This is a genomic window from Actinobacillus porcinus (assembly GCF_901764995.1).
Classification (GTDB): Bacteria; Pseudomonadota; Gammaproteobacteria; order Enterobacterales; family Pasteurellaceae; genus Exercitatus; species Exercitatus porcinus.
The window spans coordinates 18,230-35,941 of sequence record NZ_CABFKI010000002.1 but is presented as its reverse complement, the minus strand read 5'-3'; the positions used below and the strand labels follow the sequence as shown (position 1 = coordinate 35,941).

The following is a 17,712-nucleotide window of genomic DNA, read 5'->3' as shown; positions in this document are numbered from 1 at the left end:
CAGAATTTTAACGGAATAATTATGCTAAAAATTTTCAACACCTTAACTCGCGAAAAAGAAGAATTTAAACCCATTAATCCAAACCAAGTGGGCATGTATGTGTGTGGTGTGACCGTTTATGATTTATGTCATTTCGGTCATGGTCGCACGTTTGTGTCCTTTGATGTGATCACGCGCTACTTGCGCTATCTTGGTTACAACCTGCGTTATGTACGCAATATCACCGATGTAGATGACAAAATCATTAAACGTGCGTTGGAAAATAACGAAACTTGTGATGAATTAGTCAACCGTATGATCGCAGAAATGCACAAAGATTTTGATGCGTTAAATATTCAGCGTCCCGATGTGGAACCGCGTGCTACCCAACATATTGCAGAAATTATTGCTATGGTGGAAAGCCTTATCGCCCACAAGCACGCTTATGTGGCGGAAGATGGCGATGTGATGTTTGATGTGGAATCTTTCCAAAAATACGGCGCACTTTCACGCCAAAATTTAGAACAATTACAAGCGGGCGCGCGCGTTGAAATTAAATCCGTGAAGAAAAACCCGATGGATTTCGTGTTGTGGAAAATGTCCAAACCTAACGAACCAAGTTGGGACAGCCCTTGGGGCAAAGGTCGCCCGGGTTGGCATATTGAATGTTCCGCAATGAACAGCAAAGAATTAGGTCACCATTTTGATATTCATGGTGGTGGCTCAGATTTAATGTTCCCACACCACGAAAACGAAATCGCACAATCTTGCTGCGCCCATGATGGTGAATATGTCAATTACTGGTTGCACACAGGGATGCTGACCATTAACGAAGAAAAAATGTCCAAATCTCTCAATAATTTCTTCACCATTCGCGATATTTTGACCAAGTATGATGCGGAAAGCGTGCGCTATTTCTTCTTAACCGCACAATATCGCAGCCTGTTAGATTACAGCGAAGAAAATATTGGCTTAGCGCGCAAAGCTTTAGAACGCCTTTACACCGCACTTCGTGGTTGTGAATTCGTGGAACTTGGTGCAGATGATCAGTATGTGGCAGATTTCAAAACCGCTATGGACGATGATTTCAATACACCGGGGGCATTAGCTGTGTTATTTGAGCTTGCTCGTGAAATCAACAAATTGAAAACAGAAGATCAACGCAAAGCCAACGTGCTTGCAAGCCGTTTAAAACAATTAGCCGGCGTATTAGGCTTATTAGAACAAGATCCTGAAGCCTTCCTACAAGGCAATGCGGCTGATGATGAAGTGTCTAAAATCGAAGCTTTAATCAAACAACGTAATGACGCGCGCGCCGCCAAAGATTGGGCAGCTGCCGATGCGGCACGCGATGCGTTAAAAGCCATGGGCGTGGTGTTGGAAGATGGCGCAGGTGGGACGACTTGGCGTAAGGTTTAAGGCTAAACTGTTTAACCTAGCACGAGCCGTGCTAGGTTATTTAAGCCCAGCCCCGCAGGGGCTGAATGAAAGAGCCGCAGCGCGGCTCAGATTAAGTAACCCTATACGGCGCGTATAGGGGACATGTTATTTTCGGGGCAATTTATGTGTCAATTACTCGGCATGAACTGTAATGTGCCAACAGATATTGTATTTTCATTTGAAGGATTTCGTCGCCGTGCGGGTTTAACAGATACTCATTCGGACGGTTTTGGTATTGCTTTTTTTGAAGGGAAAGGTGTACGCATTTTTCGCGATGAAAAACCCGCTGCCGTATCGGCTGTAGCGGATTGCGTCAAGCAATATAATATCAAATCCCTCAATGTGATCGCTCATATTCGCAAAGCCACGCAAGGGGATGTCAGCATTGTGAACACCCACCCGTTTATCCGTGAAATTTGGGGTGAAAATTGGGTATTTGCCCATAACGGTAATTTAAAAGCCTTGCCGGATTTATCAGGCTGTTATTGCCGCCCTATTGGTGATACGGACTCGGAAGCGGCATTTTGCTATATTGCCGATCAACTCAAAAAACGTTATTGCCAAAAACCTACGGAAGATGAAATTTTTGCCGTGGTGCAAGAACTGACCAAACAGCTTTCCCAATACGGCACATTTAATTTTATTCTGTCTAATGGCGAATGGATGATTGCCCATTGTTCCACCAACCTTCACTACATCACACGCCAAGCGCCCTTTGGTAAAGTACAGCGCGTGGATGATGACGGGGTGATTGATTTTACCCATTACACCACTGAAGCGGATAAAGTCTCGCTAATTACCACCTTTCCACTCACCCAAAATGAAACTTGGACGAAAATGGAACACGGCGGTTTTGTGTTTTTCAAAGATGGCGAAAAAATCCGTGAAGTTCATGGTGTGAAAAAAGAAATGGAAGATGACGGCACGTTGGGAGCCGCAACGCATTAATTTCGTAGGGATAAACCATACTCCTTTGCTTTAAACAAAAAAGGGCGAATTTCTATCATTCGCCCCAATAAAATGTATTAGATTTTAACCGCATTTAGTCGATCTTATTCTCTGCTTTCGGCAAGACCAAATTCAGGATAATCGCCACAATCGCACATAAGCTAATACCTTTAATCGACATTCCGCCTACATCCACAAACATTCCACCAATACCAAATGTCATCACCACAGAAATAATACATAAATTGCGCGCTTCCGTCACATCCACTTTACCGCGAATTAATGTACTCATTCCCACCACCGCGATAGAACCGAATACCAACATCATAATACCGCCCATTACAATGGTTGGGATCGTAGATAAGAATGCGCCTACTTTGCCACAAAATGAAATCACAATCGCCCACACAGCCGCCCAAGTCATAATGTTCGGGTTAAAGTTACGCGTTAACATCACCGCACCGGTTACTTCTGCGTAAGTGGTATTGGGTGGACCACCAACCAATGATGCGGCTGCAGTTGCCACGCCGTCACCTAATAAAGTGCGGTGTAATCCCGGTTTTTTTAGGAAATCTTTACCCGTCACTGAGCTAATCGCCATAATACCGCCCACGTGTTCTACCGCTGGGGCAATGGCAATTGGAAGCAAATATAAAATCGCTTCTAATTTAAACTCAGGTACCGTTAAATTCGGCATGCTAAACCAAGCGGCATCCAACACTGGCTGGAAGTTAATTAGCCCTAAGCATAAGCAAAGGATATAGCCCACAGCGATACCAAACATAATTGGAATGAGCTTCATCATACCTTTCGAGAAAACCGCAACGATAAGGGTTGTTAACAAGGTCACTAATGACACTAAAATCGCGTCATTATAGGCATAAGCACTGCCCTTACCAACCGCCATATCTACCGCGACAGGTGCTAATCCCATACCGATAATAATGATTACCGGACCAACAACCACGGGTGGGAAAATGCGTTCTAAAATCGCGGCACCGCGCAATTTTACCAAAGCACTTAAGGCTAAATACACCAAACCTGTACAAGCCAAGCCCCCCATCGTAGCCGCAATCCCCCACGCCTGTACGCCGTATTGAATCGGTGCGATAAAGGCGAAAGAAGATGCCAAGAAAATCGGCACTTGTTTACCTGTACACAGTTGGAAAAGCAAGGTTCCCACACCCGCCGTTAATAACGCCGTATTCGCGTCTAAGCCTGTAATTAACGGCACGAGCACCAATGCACCGAATGCCACGAAAAGCATTTGCAGTCCCACAAACGCTTGTTTTGCTTTGCTTTGTTGTTCAATTTGAGTTGTCATATTTGCTCCAAAAATAACCGCACCCTAAAGTGCGGTCTAAAAAAGAATTATTTTGTTCCAAAAATCTTATCGCCGGCATCCCCTAAACCAGGAATGATGTAGCCGTGTTCATTTAAATGACTATCAATTGACGCGGTATAAACTTCAATATCAGGATGCGCGGCTTCCAACGCTTTAATCCCTTCAGGTGCCGCCACTAACACTAACACTTTGATTTGTTTACAGCCGTGTTGTTTTAACAAATCAATAGTCGCAATCATTGAACCGCCTGTTGCCAACATTGGGTCAACAACAATAGCTAAACGCTCATCTAAATCGCTGGCTAATTTTTGGAAATACGGTACCGGCTCTAGGGTTTCTTCATTACGATACATCCCCACCACGCTGATACGCGCGCTTGGAATATGTTCCAACACACCATCCATCATGCCTAAACCTGCACGTAAAATCGGCACAACGGTGACTTTTTTACCCTTGATTTGCTGGATTTCAACATCACCACACCAGCCATCAATAATCACATTTTCCACTTCTAAATCTGCCGTGGCTTCATAAGTTAGAAGGCTACCCACTTCAGTCGCCAACTCACGGAAATGCTTCGTGCTAATATCTGCTGCACGCATTAAACCTAATTTATGTTTCACCAACGGATGTTTTACTTCGACCAATTTCATACTTGTTGCCCTTTCATTCAAAAAAATCGTTTGATTGTAATGAAATTCGGTATTTCATTCAATGCGCGAGATCACAAAATTGCATAAAAAAAGTGCGGTTGTAAAAATTATGATTTTTTTCACCGCACTTAATCTTATTTATTCGACCCTTCAGGATGTAAGCCAATTCCTTGATGACGTTCTTTGAGTTTTTCAATCACATCCTGCCACGCTAGATTTTCGTTGTGGAGCAACACGGTTAAGTGATAAACCAAATCTGCCGCTTCGCTAACTAATTCTTCGCGATCTTTTGCCATCGCCGCCAGTGCCGTTTCAACCCCTTCCTCGCCCACTTTTTGTGCAATTTTCTTCGTGCCTTTGGCATAAAGTTTTGCTGTGTAAGAGCTTTCAGGATCGGCGTTTTTGCGTTCGGCAAGAGTACGTTCTAATTTGCTAAACCACGTCCAATCGCCTTCCGATTGGGTTTCAAACTGATGAAAACAACTTTCTGCCCCCGTATGACAGGTTTCGCCAATCGGATCGGCTAAAATCAGCAAGGTGTCGTTATCACAATCCAAGCTCATATCCACCACGTTTAAGAAATGCCCCGAGGTTTCCCCTTTCGTCCATAAACGTTGTTTGGTACGTGAGAAAAACGTCACTTTTTTCTCGGCTAATGTTTTGTCTAGTGCCGCTTGGTTCATATAACCCAGCATTAACACTTCACAGGTTTGAGCGTTTTGGACGATCACAGGGAGTAAACCGTCTACTTTTTGCCAGTCTATTTTGTTTATCATTCTTTAATCCTTGTTTTTTCCTGGCACGGCAAGCCGTACTAGGTTATAAATAATTAAATCGCCAATTTTATTTATTTGCTATCTTAGCGTAGTGAGCATTAAGCAATAATGAAATTTTCTCACATTCAAATTCTTTTGAGTGTTCAAATACTTCAATTAAATCTACACCTACTTTTTGACAGGCATAACGTTTTCTAGTATCTCGATCGCTAGAATTTTCCACTCTATGACCAGAGCCTTGATATTCAATAACAAGAACCGGCTTACCAAATCTATCAATAATTAAAAAGTCAGCGCGCAAATGGTTGATTGCCCAAAAAGCATCCTTTTCCTCTTTGGTACAATCATCTAACTTTTTAGGTGGATCAATCAGACCTCCTAATCCTACCTGAACAAATAGCCGATAATTTTGTTCTCTATGCTTTTCTAACAAAAGTTTCTCTAATGCACAGAAAACTTTATATTCAGCTTTATTCATTAATTGCCTAGATTTAAAATTGGTATTTAAAATTTGTTTTATGCGCTCATTTTGAAAAGAACTTTTATTATCTTCTTGATAATAAAAAACAGGCTCTCCTCGTCTATATTTTGTTATTCTCTTAGTACGGTGAGTTTTAGGACTAAAAATTAATACTAAAATAAAAATAATAATTGATGAAATAATAACAATAGAATTATTCACTTTATTAACCTCTTCTTATTTCAACATTTTCTTTAGCAAGATACTCTTTCAACTCCCCAATATTGATAATCTGCTTATGAAACACGCTCGCCGCTAACGCGCCATCCACATTGGCTTCCACAAACGCATCACGGAAATGTATCATTTCCCCTGCACCGCCTGAGGCGATTAGCGGCACGTGGCAGACTTCACGCACTTTTTTCAGTTGGACTAAATCATAGCCGTCGCGTACGCCGTCTTGGTTCATCATATTTAGCACGATTTCGCCGGCGCCTCGTTTTTGCACTTCTTGCACCCAATCGAGCAGCTGCCAGTCGGTTTGTCGGGTGCGTTTTTCATCACCAGTGTATTGATTGACCCAATACTTGCCTGTTTCTTTTTCGAACCAGCTATCAATGCCCACCACAATCGCTTGCACGCCAAAGCGATCTGCAAGGCGGGAAATCAGATCAGGATCCGCAAGTGCGGGCGAATTTATGGAAATTTTATCGGCGCCGAAGGCAAAAATCTGCTCTGCATCGTCAATGGTTTTAATGCCACCCGCCACGCAAAATGGAATATCGATCACTTCCGCCACACGCTCCACCCAGCTTTTATCTACCGTTCTACCGTCTGATGAGGCGGTAATATCATAGAACACCAATTCGTCTGCACCTTCTTCCGCATAGCGTTTAGCAAGGGGCACGATATCGCCGATAATTTCGTGATTGCGGAACTGCACGCCTTTGACTACTTGTCCGTCACGCACGTCTAAACAAGGGATTATCCGTTTTGCCAACATTCGATTGCCTCCGCTACATTAAATTTACCTTCCAACAGCGCACGCCCCACGATTACGCCAGCCACGCCTGTGCCTTTTAACGCTTGAATATCCGCAAGAGAACCGATACCGCCCGATGATTGGAAATTCACATCAGGATATTTGGCACAAATTTCTTTATACAAATCCACGTTTGACCCCGCCAACGTGCCGTCACGAGAAATGTCCGTACATAAAACGTGCTGCAAACCGACCGATTGGAAATCGTCAATCAATTCTTCCAGCGACACGCCGCTTGCCTCTTGCCAACCGCTAATCGCAATGATTTTTCGACCGCTTGCATCAATGTTCACGTCCAACGCTAACACGAATTTTTCTGCGCCGTATTTGTTAAACCAGCCCTTGACTATCTCACGTTCTTTGACCGCTGTGGAGCCAATCACCACACGGTTCGCTCCCACCGCCAATAAATCCGCCACATCTTGCTCCGTGCGAATACCGCCGCCCACTTGGATTTTACATTTGGTCGCCGCAATAATCTCACCGATAAGTGCGGTCTGTCTTTTGGCAGGATCTTTCGCCCCCGTCAAATCCACCAAATGCAACTGCTCCGCCCCTTGTGCAAGGTAGCCGGCAAATTGCTCAATCGGATTATCGCTATAAGTCGTCTGTTTGGCATAATCGCCTTGGTGCAACCGCACCACCTGCCCATCAATCAAATCAAGGGCGGGAATAATAATGGATTTTTTCATTGTGTTTGTTCCTTGTATCAATCCTTCCCCTCTCCCGCAAGCGGGCGAGGGGAAGGGTAGTTAAATTCTTGATAATTGTGTTCTCAACGTCCGCTTAAACGCCTCTGCCAGCACTTCACAAGCTAAGGCTTTTTCTAACTCCGCACGCATTACCTCTGTTGTTTTTTGTGCGGCAAGTTGGTTTAGATGCATAATGTTTAAATCTGGATACGGGCGTTGCAAGCGGTGGATTTTGTCGCCTTTTTTGCAAACGCCGGTTTGAACCACACGCACATACCAACCTGTTAAACCTTGCTCTCGCACGATTTTTTGCGTCTCCGCACACTCAGAATTAAGCGACAACCGCTCACAAGGTTTGCGTGGTTGCGAGACTTCTAAAATCACATCGCCGATTTGATAACGGTCGCCCACACAAACGTTGGTTTCATCCAATTCGGAAACGATAAAATTCTCGCCGTAAATCGCTGTATTTTTCCAATCGAAATCTTTACCGATAAGTGCGGTCAATTTTTCAAAGGTTTTTTCCGCCATAAAAAACAACGCTTTATCCACACCGCCGTGGTGAGCTTTCAAGCCTACATCATTGCCTTCTGCCCCTAATTCGTGAACGGTGATTTTGTCCACTGGTTGCTTGCGAATAGCACTTTCTAAGGTTGTACCGTCTGCAAAAGTGATGTTTTCTACCAAACCGACTTTTAAGGCTAACACTTCCGCCATTAGATATTCTCCACAAAATTTTTCAACAACTGCGCCCCGTTTTTACCCGAACGCTCAGGGTGGAACTGCACACCATAAAAGTTTTTGCTCGCAATCGCCGCTGAAAAATCCACGCCATAGTTGCTGGTCGCAATGGTGTTTTCATTCGGTAGCACCGCATAACTATGCACAAAATAGAAGTGGCTGTCTTGTTCAATGCCGGCAAACAACGGATGATCCGCCGCATAACGCACACGGTTCCAACCCATATGCGGCAACGGCAAGCCTGTATTCGGAATTAACTCCGTTTTGCCACTCATCAGGTGCAAAGTTTCCACATTACCTTCGGTGGAAAACTCCGTCATCAACTGCATCCCCAAACAGATGCCAAGCATCGGTTGAGTAGCGTTTTGAATAGTGTCAATCAGCTGACGATCCTGCAGATTTTTCATCGCTGCCATCGCCGTGCCCACGCCCGGTAACAGCAATTTATCCGCCGATTTGATTTTCGCTAAATCACGGCTAATTTCCGCTTGAATCCCCAAGCGATCGAATGCAAATTTTACAGAAGACAGGTTTGCACAGCCTGTGTCGATGATAGTGATATTTGGCATTACTCAACCTTTTAGTTAATTTCGGATATTGTTACACCACATTCTGCTGTTGATGCGCTTGGTAAAACTTCATAATCCTTACCTGCTTTAGTACTCAATGTAATTTCATTACCTGAGCAGTTATAAATCACATATGTTTGAGTACCATCAGTAGAAATAGACTTAATATGTGGTGGAGTTTGGATTGTATTACGTACCATAATTTTGCTATTTGCGGGTACAATAAATTCTTTAAAAAATGCCTTTGAACCAATCGTTGAGAATTGACCTGGATTTTTACTAAATTCAGTTTCTGGCATGCCGATACTTTCATTTCCTTTGACTCCAGCCAATGATGCAAAGGCTTGTCCAACGCCACCACCAACATTTACCTCTTCTGTTTTTCCATTAATTTCTACTGTCATAATCGTAGGTCTTCCATTTTGGCCATACAAACGAATCCGTGATTGTGTTGCTGAATCATAAGTTGCATCTTGAGTTGATAATTCAGTTGAAGCACAACCTGTCATAATTAAAGCAATGAAAGATAAAGCTAATTTTTTCATATTATTTTCCTTAAGAATATAGAATAAAAATGGTTAAAACTTCCCAAAAACTTTGCAAATTCCAACCGCACTTTAGGGCGAATATAATTCTCCCTTACAACATTACAATACGCCTTTACTACTCGGCAACTCATTCCCTTCAATGCGAATAGCTTGGCGTAAGGTTCTGCCGAATACTTTAAACAGGCTTTCGATTTTGTGATGATCATTGTCGCCTTTGGCTTTGATATGCAAAGTGGCAAGCATCGTGAAGGCGATAGATTGGAAGAAATGCTCTGTCAATTCGGTGCTGAAATCGCCCACTTTTTCACGCTTGAAATCTGCTTTGAATTTAATAAACGGTCTGCCGGATAAATCCATTGCGCATTGAGCTTGACATTCGTCCATTGGCAACACAAAACCGAAACGGGCGATACCGCGTTTGTCGCCGATGGCTTGTTTTAAGGCAGTGCCAAGGGCAAGGGCGGTGTCTTCAACGGTGTGGTGTTCGTCAATCCAGAGGTCGCCTTTGCACGAGATGTTCATACGGAAACCGCCGTGGGTGGCGATTTGGTCGAGCATATGGTCAAAAAAGCCCACGCCCGTTTTAATGTCGTTCACACCCGTTTCGTCTAGCCACACTTGCACTTTGATGTCAGTCTCTTTGGTTTTACGCACCACTTCTACATAGCGTGGTTGGCGGTCGCCGATGTTAGTCACTGGCTCGCCAAGTAATTTTTCCGCAATCAAATCCCAATTTAATTTTTCAGGATGATATTGTAAGGCACGAATACCAAGATTTTCCGCCAACTGAACGTCTGTAGCACGGTCGCCGATGACAAAACTGGTGGCAGGGTCGAACAGTTCACGGTCAATATATTTTTGTAACAGCTTGGTTTTCGGTTTGCGGCAATCGCAGTTGTCTTCCGGTTTGTGTGGACAAATTAACACGTCATCAAACTCAATACCTTGCGAGCGGAATAGTTCCATCATTGCATTGTGCGGTTTGTCGAAAGTCTCTTGTGGAAATGAACTCGTGCCTAAGCCGTCCTGATTGCTGACCATTACAAAGCGGTATTTGTGTTTGAGCTTGAGCAAGGCAGGGATCACATTCGGCTCAAATTTGAGTTTTTCTAAACTGTCGATTTGAAAATCGGTTTTTGGTTCGTCAATTAAGGTGCCGTCACGGTCGATGAAAAGGGTTGGTTGCATAATTTTTTCCTTTTTTGCTGTTGTTTTTCCCCGTATTACATACGGGGTTAATCTAGTGAGAGTGCTCTGCACTCTTTTGTTACATAAATTATATGTCTCTTTCGAAATATTTTTCGTTAATTTCAATTCCTGCCGATGTCAGTAGAAATTTAGTTTCATCCATAAAATTTTGTGATTTATGGTGTTCTTTTTGTTTTTTGATGTAATTCTTGATTTTTTCTTTTTCTAACTCACTATATGTCAAGGCACAGTAGCCTATCGACCAAGCATAAAAATCAGGAAATAACGTCTTATTTTGATCAATCCAGTTATGTGAACTGATCTTAATTTTTTGCACAAATTCACCGATTGAAATCATCGGATGTAAATCAACTAATAAATGAAGATGATCAGGCATTCCATTTATTTGGTATAAATCACATTTTAACTCTTTGATTATGCCCCAAATGTAGTTATATAGCTGCTTTTCATTTTCTTCACAAATTGTTGGATCACCGAATTTTGTACGAAAAATAATATGGTATATTGCTTTGGTATAACTCAAGATGTATCTCCAATCCTGCATTGCAGAGCAATGCAACTAGATTAACCCCGTACGTAGTACGGGGGAGTTGCCTATATTACTCTTACGCCCCCAATCGCCTCCACCGTTCTTTCCAACTCTTCTCTCGTGCCAATAGAAATCCGAATACAATTCTGTAACCCCAACGCTTTGTGTTGGTCACGTAAGATAATCCCTTTTTCCCACAAGGCTTTGAACACCTTTTGTCCGTCTTGGAATTTTACCAGTACATAGTTAGCCTCAGTGTCAAAAATCTCAACCACGTTTGGGGTTTTTTTGAGTTGCTCAATTAACCAGGTGCGGTTTTCTAGCACATCGGCAACACGTTGTTGCATTTCGCTCAAGCCTTGAGCAGTTAAGGCTTGGGTAGCGATGTCGGTTACAGGGGTAGGTTGTGGGTAAGGGGCGATGACTTTTTGTAGCACGCCGATCAATTCTTCATTAGCAAGGGTAAAGCCGCAACGCAAGCCGGCAAGAGCAAAGGCTTTGGAGAGCGTGCGGATAATGGCTAAGTGCGGATAATTTGGCAGCTCATTGACCATTGTTGCTTGCGGGCAGAATTCGATATAAGCCTCGTCCACCACCACAATCGCTTTGCCTGCGGTGATTTGCAAAAGTTTGAGCAAATCCGACCGCTTGACCAACGTACCTGTTGGGTTGTTAGGGCTACACACAAACACCACTTTCACCCCGTCCAAATTGCGTTCAATTTCAGGTAAATTAAGTTGGAAATCCGCAGTTAAAGGGACGGTTTTGAGCGCAATGCCACAGGTCTCCGCCGACACGCTGTACATTCCATAAGTCGGCGGACAGTACAACACGCTATCGGTCGGTTCACAAAAAGCGCGGATAATCAATTCAATACTTTCATCGCCGCCACGGGTGGTAATGACTTGCTCAGGTTTCACACCTGCATAAGCCGCATAGCCCTTAACCACGCCTTCAGGTTGCGCCTCGGGATAGCGGTTAAACGCCGATAATTGCACGTCAATAGCCGGCGAAGTCGGGTATTCATTGGCATTCAGCCACACATCGCCCGAACCACCCAAACGGCGTGCAGATTGGTATGGGGTAAGAGCTTGGATGTTTTTTCTGGAGAGTTGTGAGATTGTCATATTTCTTTCCTGTATTTGCATTTTTATTTGTAGGGGCAAAATATTTTTTGCCCCAAAACATCGTGGGGAATTCAGGGCGAAAAATATTTCGCCCCTACGGATTATTTTATCTTCGCCAATCTAATCGACACCGCCTGCTTATGCGCATCCAACTGCTCCGCTGCTGCCATCAGTTCTACGGTTTTTGCGAGATCTTTAAAACCCTGTGGCGTGAGTTCTTGCACAGTCATTCGTTTGCTGAAATCAGCCAGACCCAAACTGGATGTTGTACGAGTGTAACCGTAGGTCGGCAGCACGTGGTTGGTGCCGCTGGCGTAGTCGCCCATACTTTCGGGGCTATATGCGCCTAAGAAAATCGAGCCGGCATTGTCTAGGCTGTCGAGCAAGTCTCGGGCATTTTCCACTTGCACCACCAAATGTTCAGGCGCATATTCGTTGCTAATTTCCACCGCTTGTTCGATGCTGTCGGCAATAAAGGTGCGGCTGTGTGAAAGGGCTTTGCGTGCGGTTTCTGCACGTGGTAATTGTGCCAGTTGATTTTCGATAGAAAGTGCGGTCTGTTTTGCCAATGTTTCGCTTGGTGTGACCAAAATTACTTGGCTGTCGGCACCGTGTTCTGCTTGAGAAAGTAAGTCGCTGGCAACAAAATCAGGATCGGCATTTTCATCGGCAATGACTAATACTTCCGAAGGCCCTGCCGGCATATCAATTGCTGTGCCTTCTTGCACCACTTGACGTTTTGCCTCGGTGACAAAAGCGTTGCCCGGCCCGAAGATTTTATCCACTTTCGCCACTGTTTCTGTACCGTTTGCCATAGCAAACACCGCTTGCGCACCACCTACGGCATAAATGGTTTCCACGCCGCATAGGTTGGCGGTGTAAAGGATTTCATCGGCAATCGGCGGCGGTGAGCAAAGAACGATTTTCTTACAGCCGGCAATTTTGGCAGGAATAGCAAGCATCAACACTGTTGAAAATAGTGGCGCTGAACCGCCTGGGATATACAAACCCACACGCTGAATAGGGCGTGTCAGCACTTGGCAACGCACACCTGCTTGAGTTTCAATATCCACACCTTGCGGAAGTTGAGCGTTGTGAAAACGCTCAATGTTGCGTTTGGCATTTTGAATGGCTTGCTTGAGTTCGTCAGGAATACGGCTTGCTGCCTGTGCGATCTGTTCGGCAGAAATCACAAGGCTATCGAGTTTAATGCGGTCAAACTGCTCCGCTAATTCAAACAGGGCTTTATCGCCGTTGGTTTTGACATTTTGTTTAATTTTTTCAACCGCTTGCGTAACACTCTCGCCCACTAATTGCGCAGGACGAGAAAGAGCTGCTTGTTTTTCGGTTTCAGTTAAGTTGTTCCAAATGAGGGTTTGCATAGTATCGTTCCTTTTCTGCCTAGCACGGCAAAGCCGTACTAGGTTACGTATAATTGAGCCGCTTTGCGGCTCTGTTTTCCCTTCTGAGCCTCCTGAGCGATTTTGAATTTGTAGGAAAAATTTAGTGTTTGAGCTTGCGTAGCAAGCGAGTTTTAAATTTTTCCGTTAAGCAAATTCAAATAAAGCGAAGATCAGAGGCGAAGTAGGGTTGCCTTTCTTTTGGTTACTTTTCTTTGGCAACGCAAAGAAAAGTAACAGACTACTCCATCATCTTCTCAATCGGCAGCACCAAAATCGAACTTGCGCCGATGTCTTTGAGTTTTTCCATTGTTTCCCAGAATAAATTTTCTTGGCTGACCACGTGCATTGCGACTTTTGAGTTGTCGTGGGCGAGTGGCAAAATGGTTGGGTTTTCAACGCCCGGTAAAAGTGCGGTGATTTCTTCGAGTTTTTCTTTTGGTGCGTGTAGCATAATGTATTTACTTTCGGTAGCTTGTTGCACGCCTTGAATACGGGTAAGTAATTTGTCCACTAAGGCTTGTTTCTCGGCGGAAAGCGGTTCTTGGCGTTGAATTAAGCAGGCTTTCGATTTGTAGATCACTTCCACTTCTTTTAAGCCGTTTGCCTCAAGGGTTGCGCCTGATGAAACCAAATCGCAGATAGCATCGGCAAGCCCTGCGGAAGGCGCAACTTCTACCGATCCGTTTAATAAGGTGCTTTTAAATGGCACGCCTTGTTCCGCCATATAGCGTTTGAGTAAATTCGGGTAGCTTGTTGCAATACGGGCGTTGTTGAAGTCTTGTACGCCGTTGTAAGTACGGTCGCGATCAATGGCAAGGGATAAGCGGCAGCCGCCGAAATCAAGGGTGCGAAGTTTTTTGTATTCCACGCTTTCGCCGGTGGCTAAACGCCCGAGTTCTTCTTCCTCCAACACGTTTTCGCCAATGATGCCGAGATCGACCACACCGTCAAAAATCAAACCCGGAATGTCGTCATCACGCACACGTAAAATTTCGATGGGTAAGTTTTCAGAATAGGCGATTAAACGTTGCTCATTCCAGTTGATTTTTACCCCACATTGTTTGAGTAGCTCGGCACAGTCTTTGCTTAGGCGGCCTTTTTTTTGGAGTGCGATGCGTAAACGGTTTGTATCTGTCATAATGTTTTCCTTCTAATTTTTTGAATTCTCAATATAAAAAAATCTCTCGAAAGTGGTCTTCCGAGAGATTGATGTTTGATTACCTGCACTTTCTCGGAAGTTATCTTCCGAACAGCACCACGCGCCCGAAAGATTATTCAGGGAAATGGTGATGATGGTTAAAAGTGCGGTTAAAAATCATGGTATTTCCTTAATGTCATTTATTTATATAAACGATTGCGTGCTTTTAAAATACGGAAATTTATTCTCTCTTGCAAGCAGTTTTTTATATATTTTTTAAAATTATTAAAATTTTTGCGCTATATCAATTTTTATATAAGATTGCACGGATAAACAATAACACCGGGCGATGTTGCAAATCTTTAAATTCAGCATGCCATTCAGGTTGTTCCGCTAACATGGGTTCTGCCATTTTTTCAATCTGAAAACCGGCTTCAATTAACTGATTGATAATCGTAGCGGTCGTGCGGTGATAGGTTTTAAAGGGTTGTTTAAACCACGTTCTATCTCGCTCTCCTTCGTCACGATAAAAATTCAACCGATAAGCAACTTGTTCTTTTTGCGTGTTTTTCTCCCAACGTTCACCGCCCTTGTAAGCGGTCACAATAGGATGTTCTTGCGAAAAAACTAAGGTTCCATTGGGTTTTAATTTTGCTTTAATATCCGCGAGCAACTTGGGAAAATCTTGTACGTAATGAAACGCAAAGGAACTCGTGATGATATCAAAATCATTTTCGGGCAATGCATTTAGCTGTTCCATTGACGACTGATACAACGAAAAGCGCGGTCGTTTTTGGGAAAGATTTTGCGCGGCTTGCGTTAACATCGCTTCCGACAAATCCATCCCCACCACAAAATCTGCCCCATGCTCAAGATATAAAGCCAAGTGTTCGCCCGTTCCACAGCCTAAGTCCAACAGTTTTTTTCCTTTTAAATCAGGCAATAAGGATAACATTGTGGGCTTTTCCACAATGTTATTCAGGCTAATCGGGTTCGCGCGTAACTTTTGATAAAGTTCAAAAAAGTTTTCCGAATCGTAAACTGATTTTTTCATCTTAACCTTTAAATTCAGGTAACCAACCGAATTGTGCCGCTAATTGAGCAAGGATGTTTAATACACCAAATAAAATCACAAAATACACCATCCCATTGCCACCGAAAGCGGTGTATTGACGTTCCGGAAATTTTTGACGACAGGCTTTGGCAAGCAAAGCGGGGACGATTGCCGCCCAAATGGTTGCCGCAAGTCCTGCATAGCCAATGGCGAGCACAAAGCCATAAGGATATTCTAGGCTTAAAATGAGCGGTGGCAAAAAGACCACAAGCGCCGTTTTGGTGCGTCCTAATTTGCTGTCATCAAAGTTAAATAAATCTGCGATGTAATCAAATAACCCCAGCGTTACGCCTAAAAATGAGCTGGCGATGGCCATATAAGCGAAGAATTTTAGGGCAACCGCGATATAATCCGTTTCTAGCGTAGCACTTAAGGTATTAAGTAATGCTGCAATATCGCCCCCTTTTTCAATCACAGGACCGAATGCCGCACGCGGTAAATTTCCTTGAATCGCCAATTGCCACAACATATAAATGCCAAGGGCAATGGCTGTACCAATAAAGACCGATTTCACTACTTTGGACGCATCACGATGGTAATATTTTACCAAGCTCGGTACGTTTTGATGAAAGCCAAAGGAAACCAAGCAAACGGGTAAGGCGGCTAAAGCATAAGGTAAATATTCGGTATTTTCTTGCGCTAGGGAATCAAACAAAATCTCCGATTTAACGGATGAAACCAGCCCGCTAATGGATAATACGAAAGAAATCACCATTCCAGCGATTAATACAGTACTAAAACGATCCACGGCTTTGGTGGAAAACCAAACAAAGGCGGCTAAAAGAATGGCGAAGATCAAGGAACCTGAAGTACGCCCGATTTCTACCACACTTTCAGGGGAACTCAGTAATTGATTGATAAAACCTTCCGTAATTCCGCCACCTGACGTAATGTAGGCATAGGTTAAGATGTAAAGCACAAATGCCAAGGACAAGCCATTTAAGGCGTTCCAACCTTTACCTAATAAATCTTTTACGATGGTGTCAAAACTCGCACCTGTCGGATAATGCAAATTGGCTTCCAATAGCATTAGCCCTGAAGACATCATACAAAACCAAGTATAGATTAGGATAAGAATAGAGCCAATAAACCAGACGCCTGAGGTTGAAATCGGGTTAGCCAGCATCCCGGCACCAATGGTGCCACCTGCGATAATCATAATACCGCCCAATAAAGATGGATGTTTTTTGTTCATAGAGAAATCTCCGCTTGAAGTTTTGTACTATTATAGTAGTACAAGCAGACAAATATCAAGCGAAAGTGCGGATAAAAATCAAGGTAAGTTGAACAACCCAACCGATAGAAAGGGCAAAAACCAGCGTGCCTAACCCCAAAGTACCGCCAAGTAAGAAGCCTAGCAAGCAAACCAACACTTCAATGCTGGTACGTACAATACCGATTTTCCAATGAAATCGTTGGCAAAGCCCCACCATTAAACCGTCACGCGGCCCTGCGCCTTGATGACAAGTAAGATAAAACGCGGTTCCAATACCCAAAAAAAGAATCCCCACCAAGGCATACAGCCAACGAGTAAAAAGTGCGGTGGGAACGGGAATCATTTTAACGGTAAGCCCAAGAAAAAAGGCGATAACAGCAACGTTGAGCAGGGTTCCAATACCCGGGCGCAAGCGTAAAGGAAGCCAAAATAACATCACCACTAAACTGATAATAAAGGACGTCCAGCCGACACTTACCCCCATTTGAAGGGCTAAACCTTGAGATAAAATCGTCCAAGGGGCAGAGCCTAAATCCGATAATAAAAGCAACCCTTCCCCTAATCCAACGCCGATAAAGGTCAAAAGAAGCACCATCAACGAACGGGGTTCAAAAGACCAAAGCGATGTAGCAGTCCAAGGGGTTTTAGGTAAAACGGCGTATTTTGACATAACTATCCTTTTGTATTACTTCGAGATAATAATACCCAAATATTTTTCAAAACAAAACGATCGTCTTGCTATAACTTATAGCCAAATCAGCTAAAAAAAGGTAAAATTCGCGC

The 17,712-nt window shown here is 43.7% G+C and carries 19 protein-coding genes and 1 other annotated feature; of the genes, 2 read left to right on the top strand and 17 right to left on the bottom strand.

The features are described from left to right. The first annotated feature begins 21 nt into the window (after nt 1-21). The gene (gene cysS, locus E7T07_RS01580) at nt 22-1,398 is read left to right on the top strand and encodes a cysteine--tRNA ligase (RefSeq protein ID WP_135709188.1); all 1,377 of its coding nucleotides are present in this window, start codon (nt 22-24) and stop codon (nt 1,396-1,398) included. A gap of 144 nt (nt 1,399-1,542) precedes the next feature. Continuing rightward, on the top strand, nt 1,543-2,367 hold the full coding sequence (locus E7T07_RS01575) for a class II glutamine amidotransferase (protein WP_135709187.1): 825 nt from the start codon (nt 1,543-1,545) through the stop codon (nt 2,365-2,367). Nucleotides 2,368-2,461: 94 nt separating this feature from the next. On the opposite strand, the gene E7T07_RS01570 is transcribed toward E7T07_RS01575, so the two are convergent. The 17 genes from E7T07_RS01570 to yczE form a co-directional block, all read right to left on the bottom strand. Beyond that, nucleotides 2,462-3,691: a nucleobase:cation symporter-2 family protein gene (locus tag E7T07_RS01570; RefSeq protein WP_135709186.1), complete on the bottom strand. Its 1,230-nt coding sequence runs from the start codon at nt 3,689-3,691 to the stop codon at nt 2,462-2,464. A gap of 47 nt (nt 3,692-3,738) precedes the next feature. Next, nucleotides 3,739-4,365: a uracil phosphoribosyltransferase gene (gene upp, locus E7T07_RS01565; RefSeq protein ID WP_135709185.1), complete on the bottom strand. Its 627-nt coding sequence runs from the start codon at nt 4,363-4,365 to the stop codon at nt 3,739-3,741. 134 nt (nt 4,366-4,499) lie between these two features. Further along, complete coding sequence (gene hisIE, locus E7T07_RS01560; protein WP_135709184.1) at nt 4,500-5,141, bottom strand: bifunctional phosphoribosyl-AMP cyclohydrolase/phosphoribosyl-ATP diphosphatase HisIE; 642 nt, start codon at nt 5,139-5,141, stop codon at nt 4,500-4,502. Between the two features lie 67 nt (nt 5,142-5,208). Beyond that, nucleotides 5,209-5,823: a DUF2726 domain-containing protein gene (locus E7T07_RS01555; protein WP_135709183.1), complete on the bottom strand. Its 615-nt coding sequence runs from the start codon at nt 5,821-5,823 to the stop codon at nt 5,209-5,211. A 4-nt stretch (nt 5,824-5,827) separates the two neighbouring features. Next, nucleotides 5,828-6,604, bottom strand: coding sequence for an imidazole glycerol phosphate synthase subunit HisF (gene hisF, locus E7T07_RS01550; protein ID WP_135709182.1), 777 nt, complete (start codon nt 6,602-6,604; stop codon nt 5,828-5,830). Further along, a complete protein-coding gene (hisA, locus tag E7T07_RS01545) occupies nt 6,586-7,335 on the bottom strand; it encodes a 1-(5-phosphoribosyl)-5-[(5-phosphoribosylamino)methylideneamino]imidazole-4-carboxamide isomerase (RefSeq protein WP_135709181.1) in 750 nt (249 codons plus the stop codon). Before hisA ends, hisF begins: the two co-directional genes overlap by 19 nt. 60 nt (nt 7,336-7,395) lie before the next feature. Further along, entirely contained in the window at nt 7,396-8,052 is a 657-nt protein-coding gene (locus tag E7T07_RS01540; protein WP_135709180.1) for an MOSC domain-containing protein, read from the bottom strand. Further along, nucleotides 8,052-8,645 (bottom strand): imidazole glycerol phosphate synthase subunit HisH, encoded by a 594-nt coding sequence (gene hisH / locus E7T07_RS01535; protein WP_135709179.1) that lies wholly within the window; start codon nt 8,643-8,645, stop codon nt 8,052-8,054. The genes E7T07_RS01540 and hisH overlap by 1 nt, the downstream gene beginning before the upstream one ends. Before the next feature lie 11 nt (nt 8,646-8,656). After that, complete coding sequence (locus tag E7T07_RS01530) at nt 8,657-9,190, bottom strand: hypothetical protein (RefSeq protein ID WP_135709178.1); 534 nt, start codon at nt 9,188-9,190, stop codon at nt 8,657-8,659. A 102-nt stretch (nt 9,191-9,292) separates the two neighbouring features. Next, nucleotides 9,293-10,381 (bottom strand): bifunctional histidinol-phosphatase/imidazoleglycerol-phosphate dehydratase HisB, encoded by a 1,089-nt coding sequence (hisB, locus tag E7T07_RS01525; RefSeq protein WP_135709177.1) that lies wholly within the window; start codon nt 10,379-10,381, stop codon nt 9,293-9,295. Between the two features lie 88 nt (nt 10,382-10,469). Beyond that, nucleotides 10,470-10,925 carry an IS200/IS605 family transposase gene (tnpA, locus tag E7T07_RS01520; RefSeq protein ID WP_135709176.1) on the bottom strand — a complete coding sequence of 152 codons (456 nt, stop codon included), beginning with the start codon at nt 10,923-10,925 and terminating at the stop codon, nt 10,470-10,472. A gap of 71 nt (nt 10,926-10,996) precedes the next feature. Next, on the bottom strand, nt 10,997-12,058 hold the full coding sequence (hisC, locus tag E7T07_RS01515) for a histidinol-phosphate transaminase (protein WP_135709175.1): 1,062 nt from the start codon (nt 12,056-12,058) through the stop codon (nt 10,997-10,999). A gap of 101 nt (nt 12,059-12,159) precedes the next feature. Further along, complete coding sequence (gene hisD / locus E7T07_RS01510; protein ID WP_135709174.1) at nt 12,160-13,440, bottom strand: histidinol dehydrogenase; 1,281 nt, start codon at nt 13,438-13,440, stop codon at nt 12,160-12,162. A gap of 259 nt (nt 13,441-13,699) precedes the next feature. After that, a complete protein-coding gene (hisG, locus tag E7T07_RS01505; RefSeq protein ID WP_135709173.1) occupies nt 13,700-14,599 on the bottom strand; it encodes an ATP phosphoribosyltransferase in 900 nt (299 codons plus the stop codon). 34 nt (nt 14,600-14,633) lie between these two features. Next, nucleotides 14,634-14,757: a sequence feature (His leader region), on the bottom strand. 146 nt (nt 14,758-14,903) lie between these two features. Beyond that, nucleotides 14,904-15,653: a class I SAM-dependent methyltransferase gene (locus tag E7T07_RS01500; RefSeq protein WP_135709172.1), complete on the bottom strand. Its 750-nt coding sequence runs from the start codon at nt 15,651-15,653 to the stop codon at nt 14,904-14,906. A gap of 1 nt (nt 15,654) precedes the next feature. Further along, nucleotides 15,655-16,908, bottom strand: a complete 1,254-nt coding sequence (gene mtr / locus E7T07_RS01495; protein ID WP_135709171.1) for a tryptophan permease — start codon at nt 16,906-16,908, stop codon at nt 15,655-15,657. 55 nt (nt 16,909-16,963) lie between these two features. Beyond that, nucleotides 16,964-17,599 (bottom strand): membrane protein YczE, encoded by a 636-nt coding sequence (yczE, locus tag E7T07_RS01490; protein ID WP_135709170.1) that lies wholly within the window; start codon nt 17,597-17,599, stop codon nt 16,964-16,966. Nucleotides 17,600-17,712 lie beyond the last annotated feature (113 nt).

What these genes read in the sequence shown, in the direction of transcription:
- cysS (WP_135709188.1), top strand. Translation starts at nt 22, where the DNA reads ATGCTAAAAATTTTCAACACCTTAACTCGCGAAAAAGAAGAATTTAAA.
- E7T07_RS01575 (WP_135709187.1), top strand. Translation starts at nt 1,543, where the DNA reads ATGTGTCAATTACTCGGCATGAACTGTAATGTGCCAACAGATATTGTA.
- E7T07_RS01570 (WP_135709186.1), bottom strand. Translation starts at nt 3,691, where the DNA reads ATGACAACTCAAATTGAACAACAAAGCAAAGCAAAACAAGCGTTTGTG.
- upp (WP_135709185.1), bottom strand. Translation starts at nt 4,365, where the DNA reads ATGAAATTGGTCGAAGTAAAACATCCGTTGGTGAAACATAAATTAGGT.
- hisIE (WP_135709184.1), bottom strand. Translation starts at nt 5,141, where the DNA reads ATGATAAACAAAATAGACTGGCAAAAAGTAGACGGTTTACTCCCTGTG.
- hisF (WP_135709182.1), bottom strand. Translation starts at nt 6,604, where the DNA reads ATGTTGGCAAAACGGATAATCCCTTGTTTAGACGTGCGTGACGGACAA.
- hisA (WP_135709181.1), bottom strand. Translation starts at nt 7,335, where the DNA reads ATGAAAAAATCCATTATTATTCCCGCCCTTGATTTGATTGATGGGCAG.
- E7T07_RS01540 (WP_135709180.1), bottom strand. Translation starts at nt 8,052, where the DNA reads ATGGCGGAAGTGTTAGCCTTAAAAGTCGGTTTGGTAGAAAACATCACT.
- hisH (WP_135709179.1), bottom strand. Translation starts at nt 8,645, where the DNA reads ATGCCAAATATCACTATCATCGACACAGGCTGTGCAAACCTGTCTTCT.
- E7T07_RS01530 (WP_135709178.1), bottom strand. Translation starts at nt 9,190, where the DNA reads ATGAAAAAATTAGCTTTATCTTTCATTGCTTTAATTATGACAGGTTGT.
- hisB (WP_135709177.1), bottom strand. Translation starts at nt 10,381, where the DNA reads ATGCAACCAACCCTTTTCATCGACCGTGACGGCACCTTAATTGACGAA.
- hisC (WP_135709175.1), bottom strand. Translation starts at nt 12,058, where the DNA reads ATGACAATCTCACAACTCTCCAGAAAAAACATCCAAGCTCTTACCCCA.
- hisD (WP_135709174.1), bottom strand. Translation starts at nt 13,440, where the DNA reads ATGCAAACCCTCATTTGGAACAACTTAACTGAAACCGAAAAACAAGCA.
- hisG (WP_135709173.1), bottom strand. Translation starts at nt 14,599, where the DNA reads ATGACAGATACAAACCGTTTACGCATCGCACTCCAAAAAAAAGGCCGC.
- E7T07_RS01500 (WP_135709172.1), bottom strand. Translation starts at nt 15,653, where the DNA reads ATGAAAAAATCAGTTTACGATTCGGAAAACTTTTTTGAACTTTATCAA.
- mtr (WP_135709171.1), bottom strand. Translation starts at nt 16,908, where the DNA reads ATGAACAAAAAACATCCATCTTTATTGGGCGGTATTATGATTATCGCA.
- yczE (WP_135709170.1), bottom strand. Translation starts at nt 17,599, where the DNA reads ATGTCAAAATACGCCGTTTTACCTAAAACCCCTTGGACTGCTACATCG.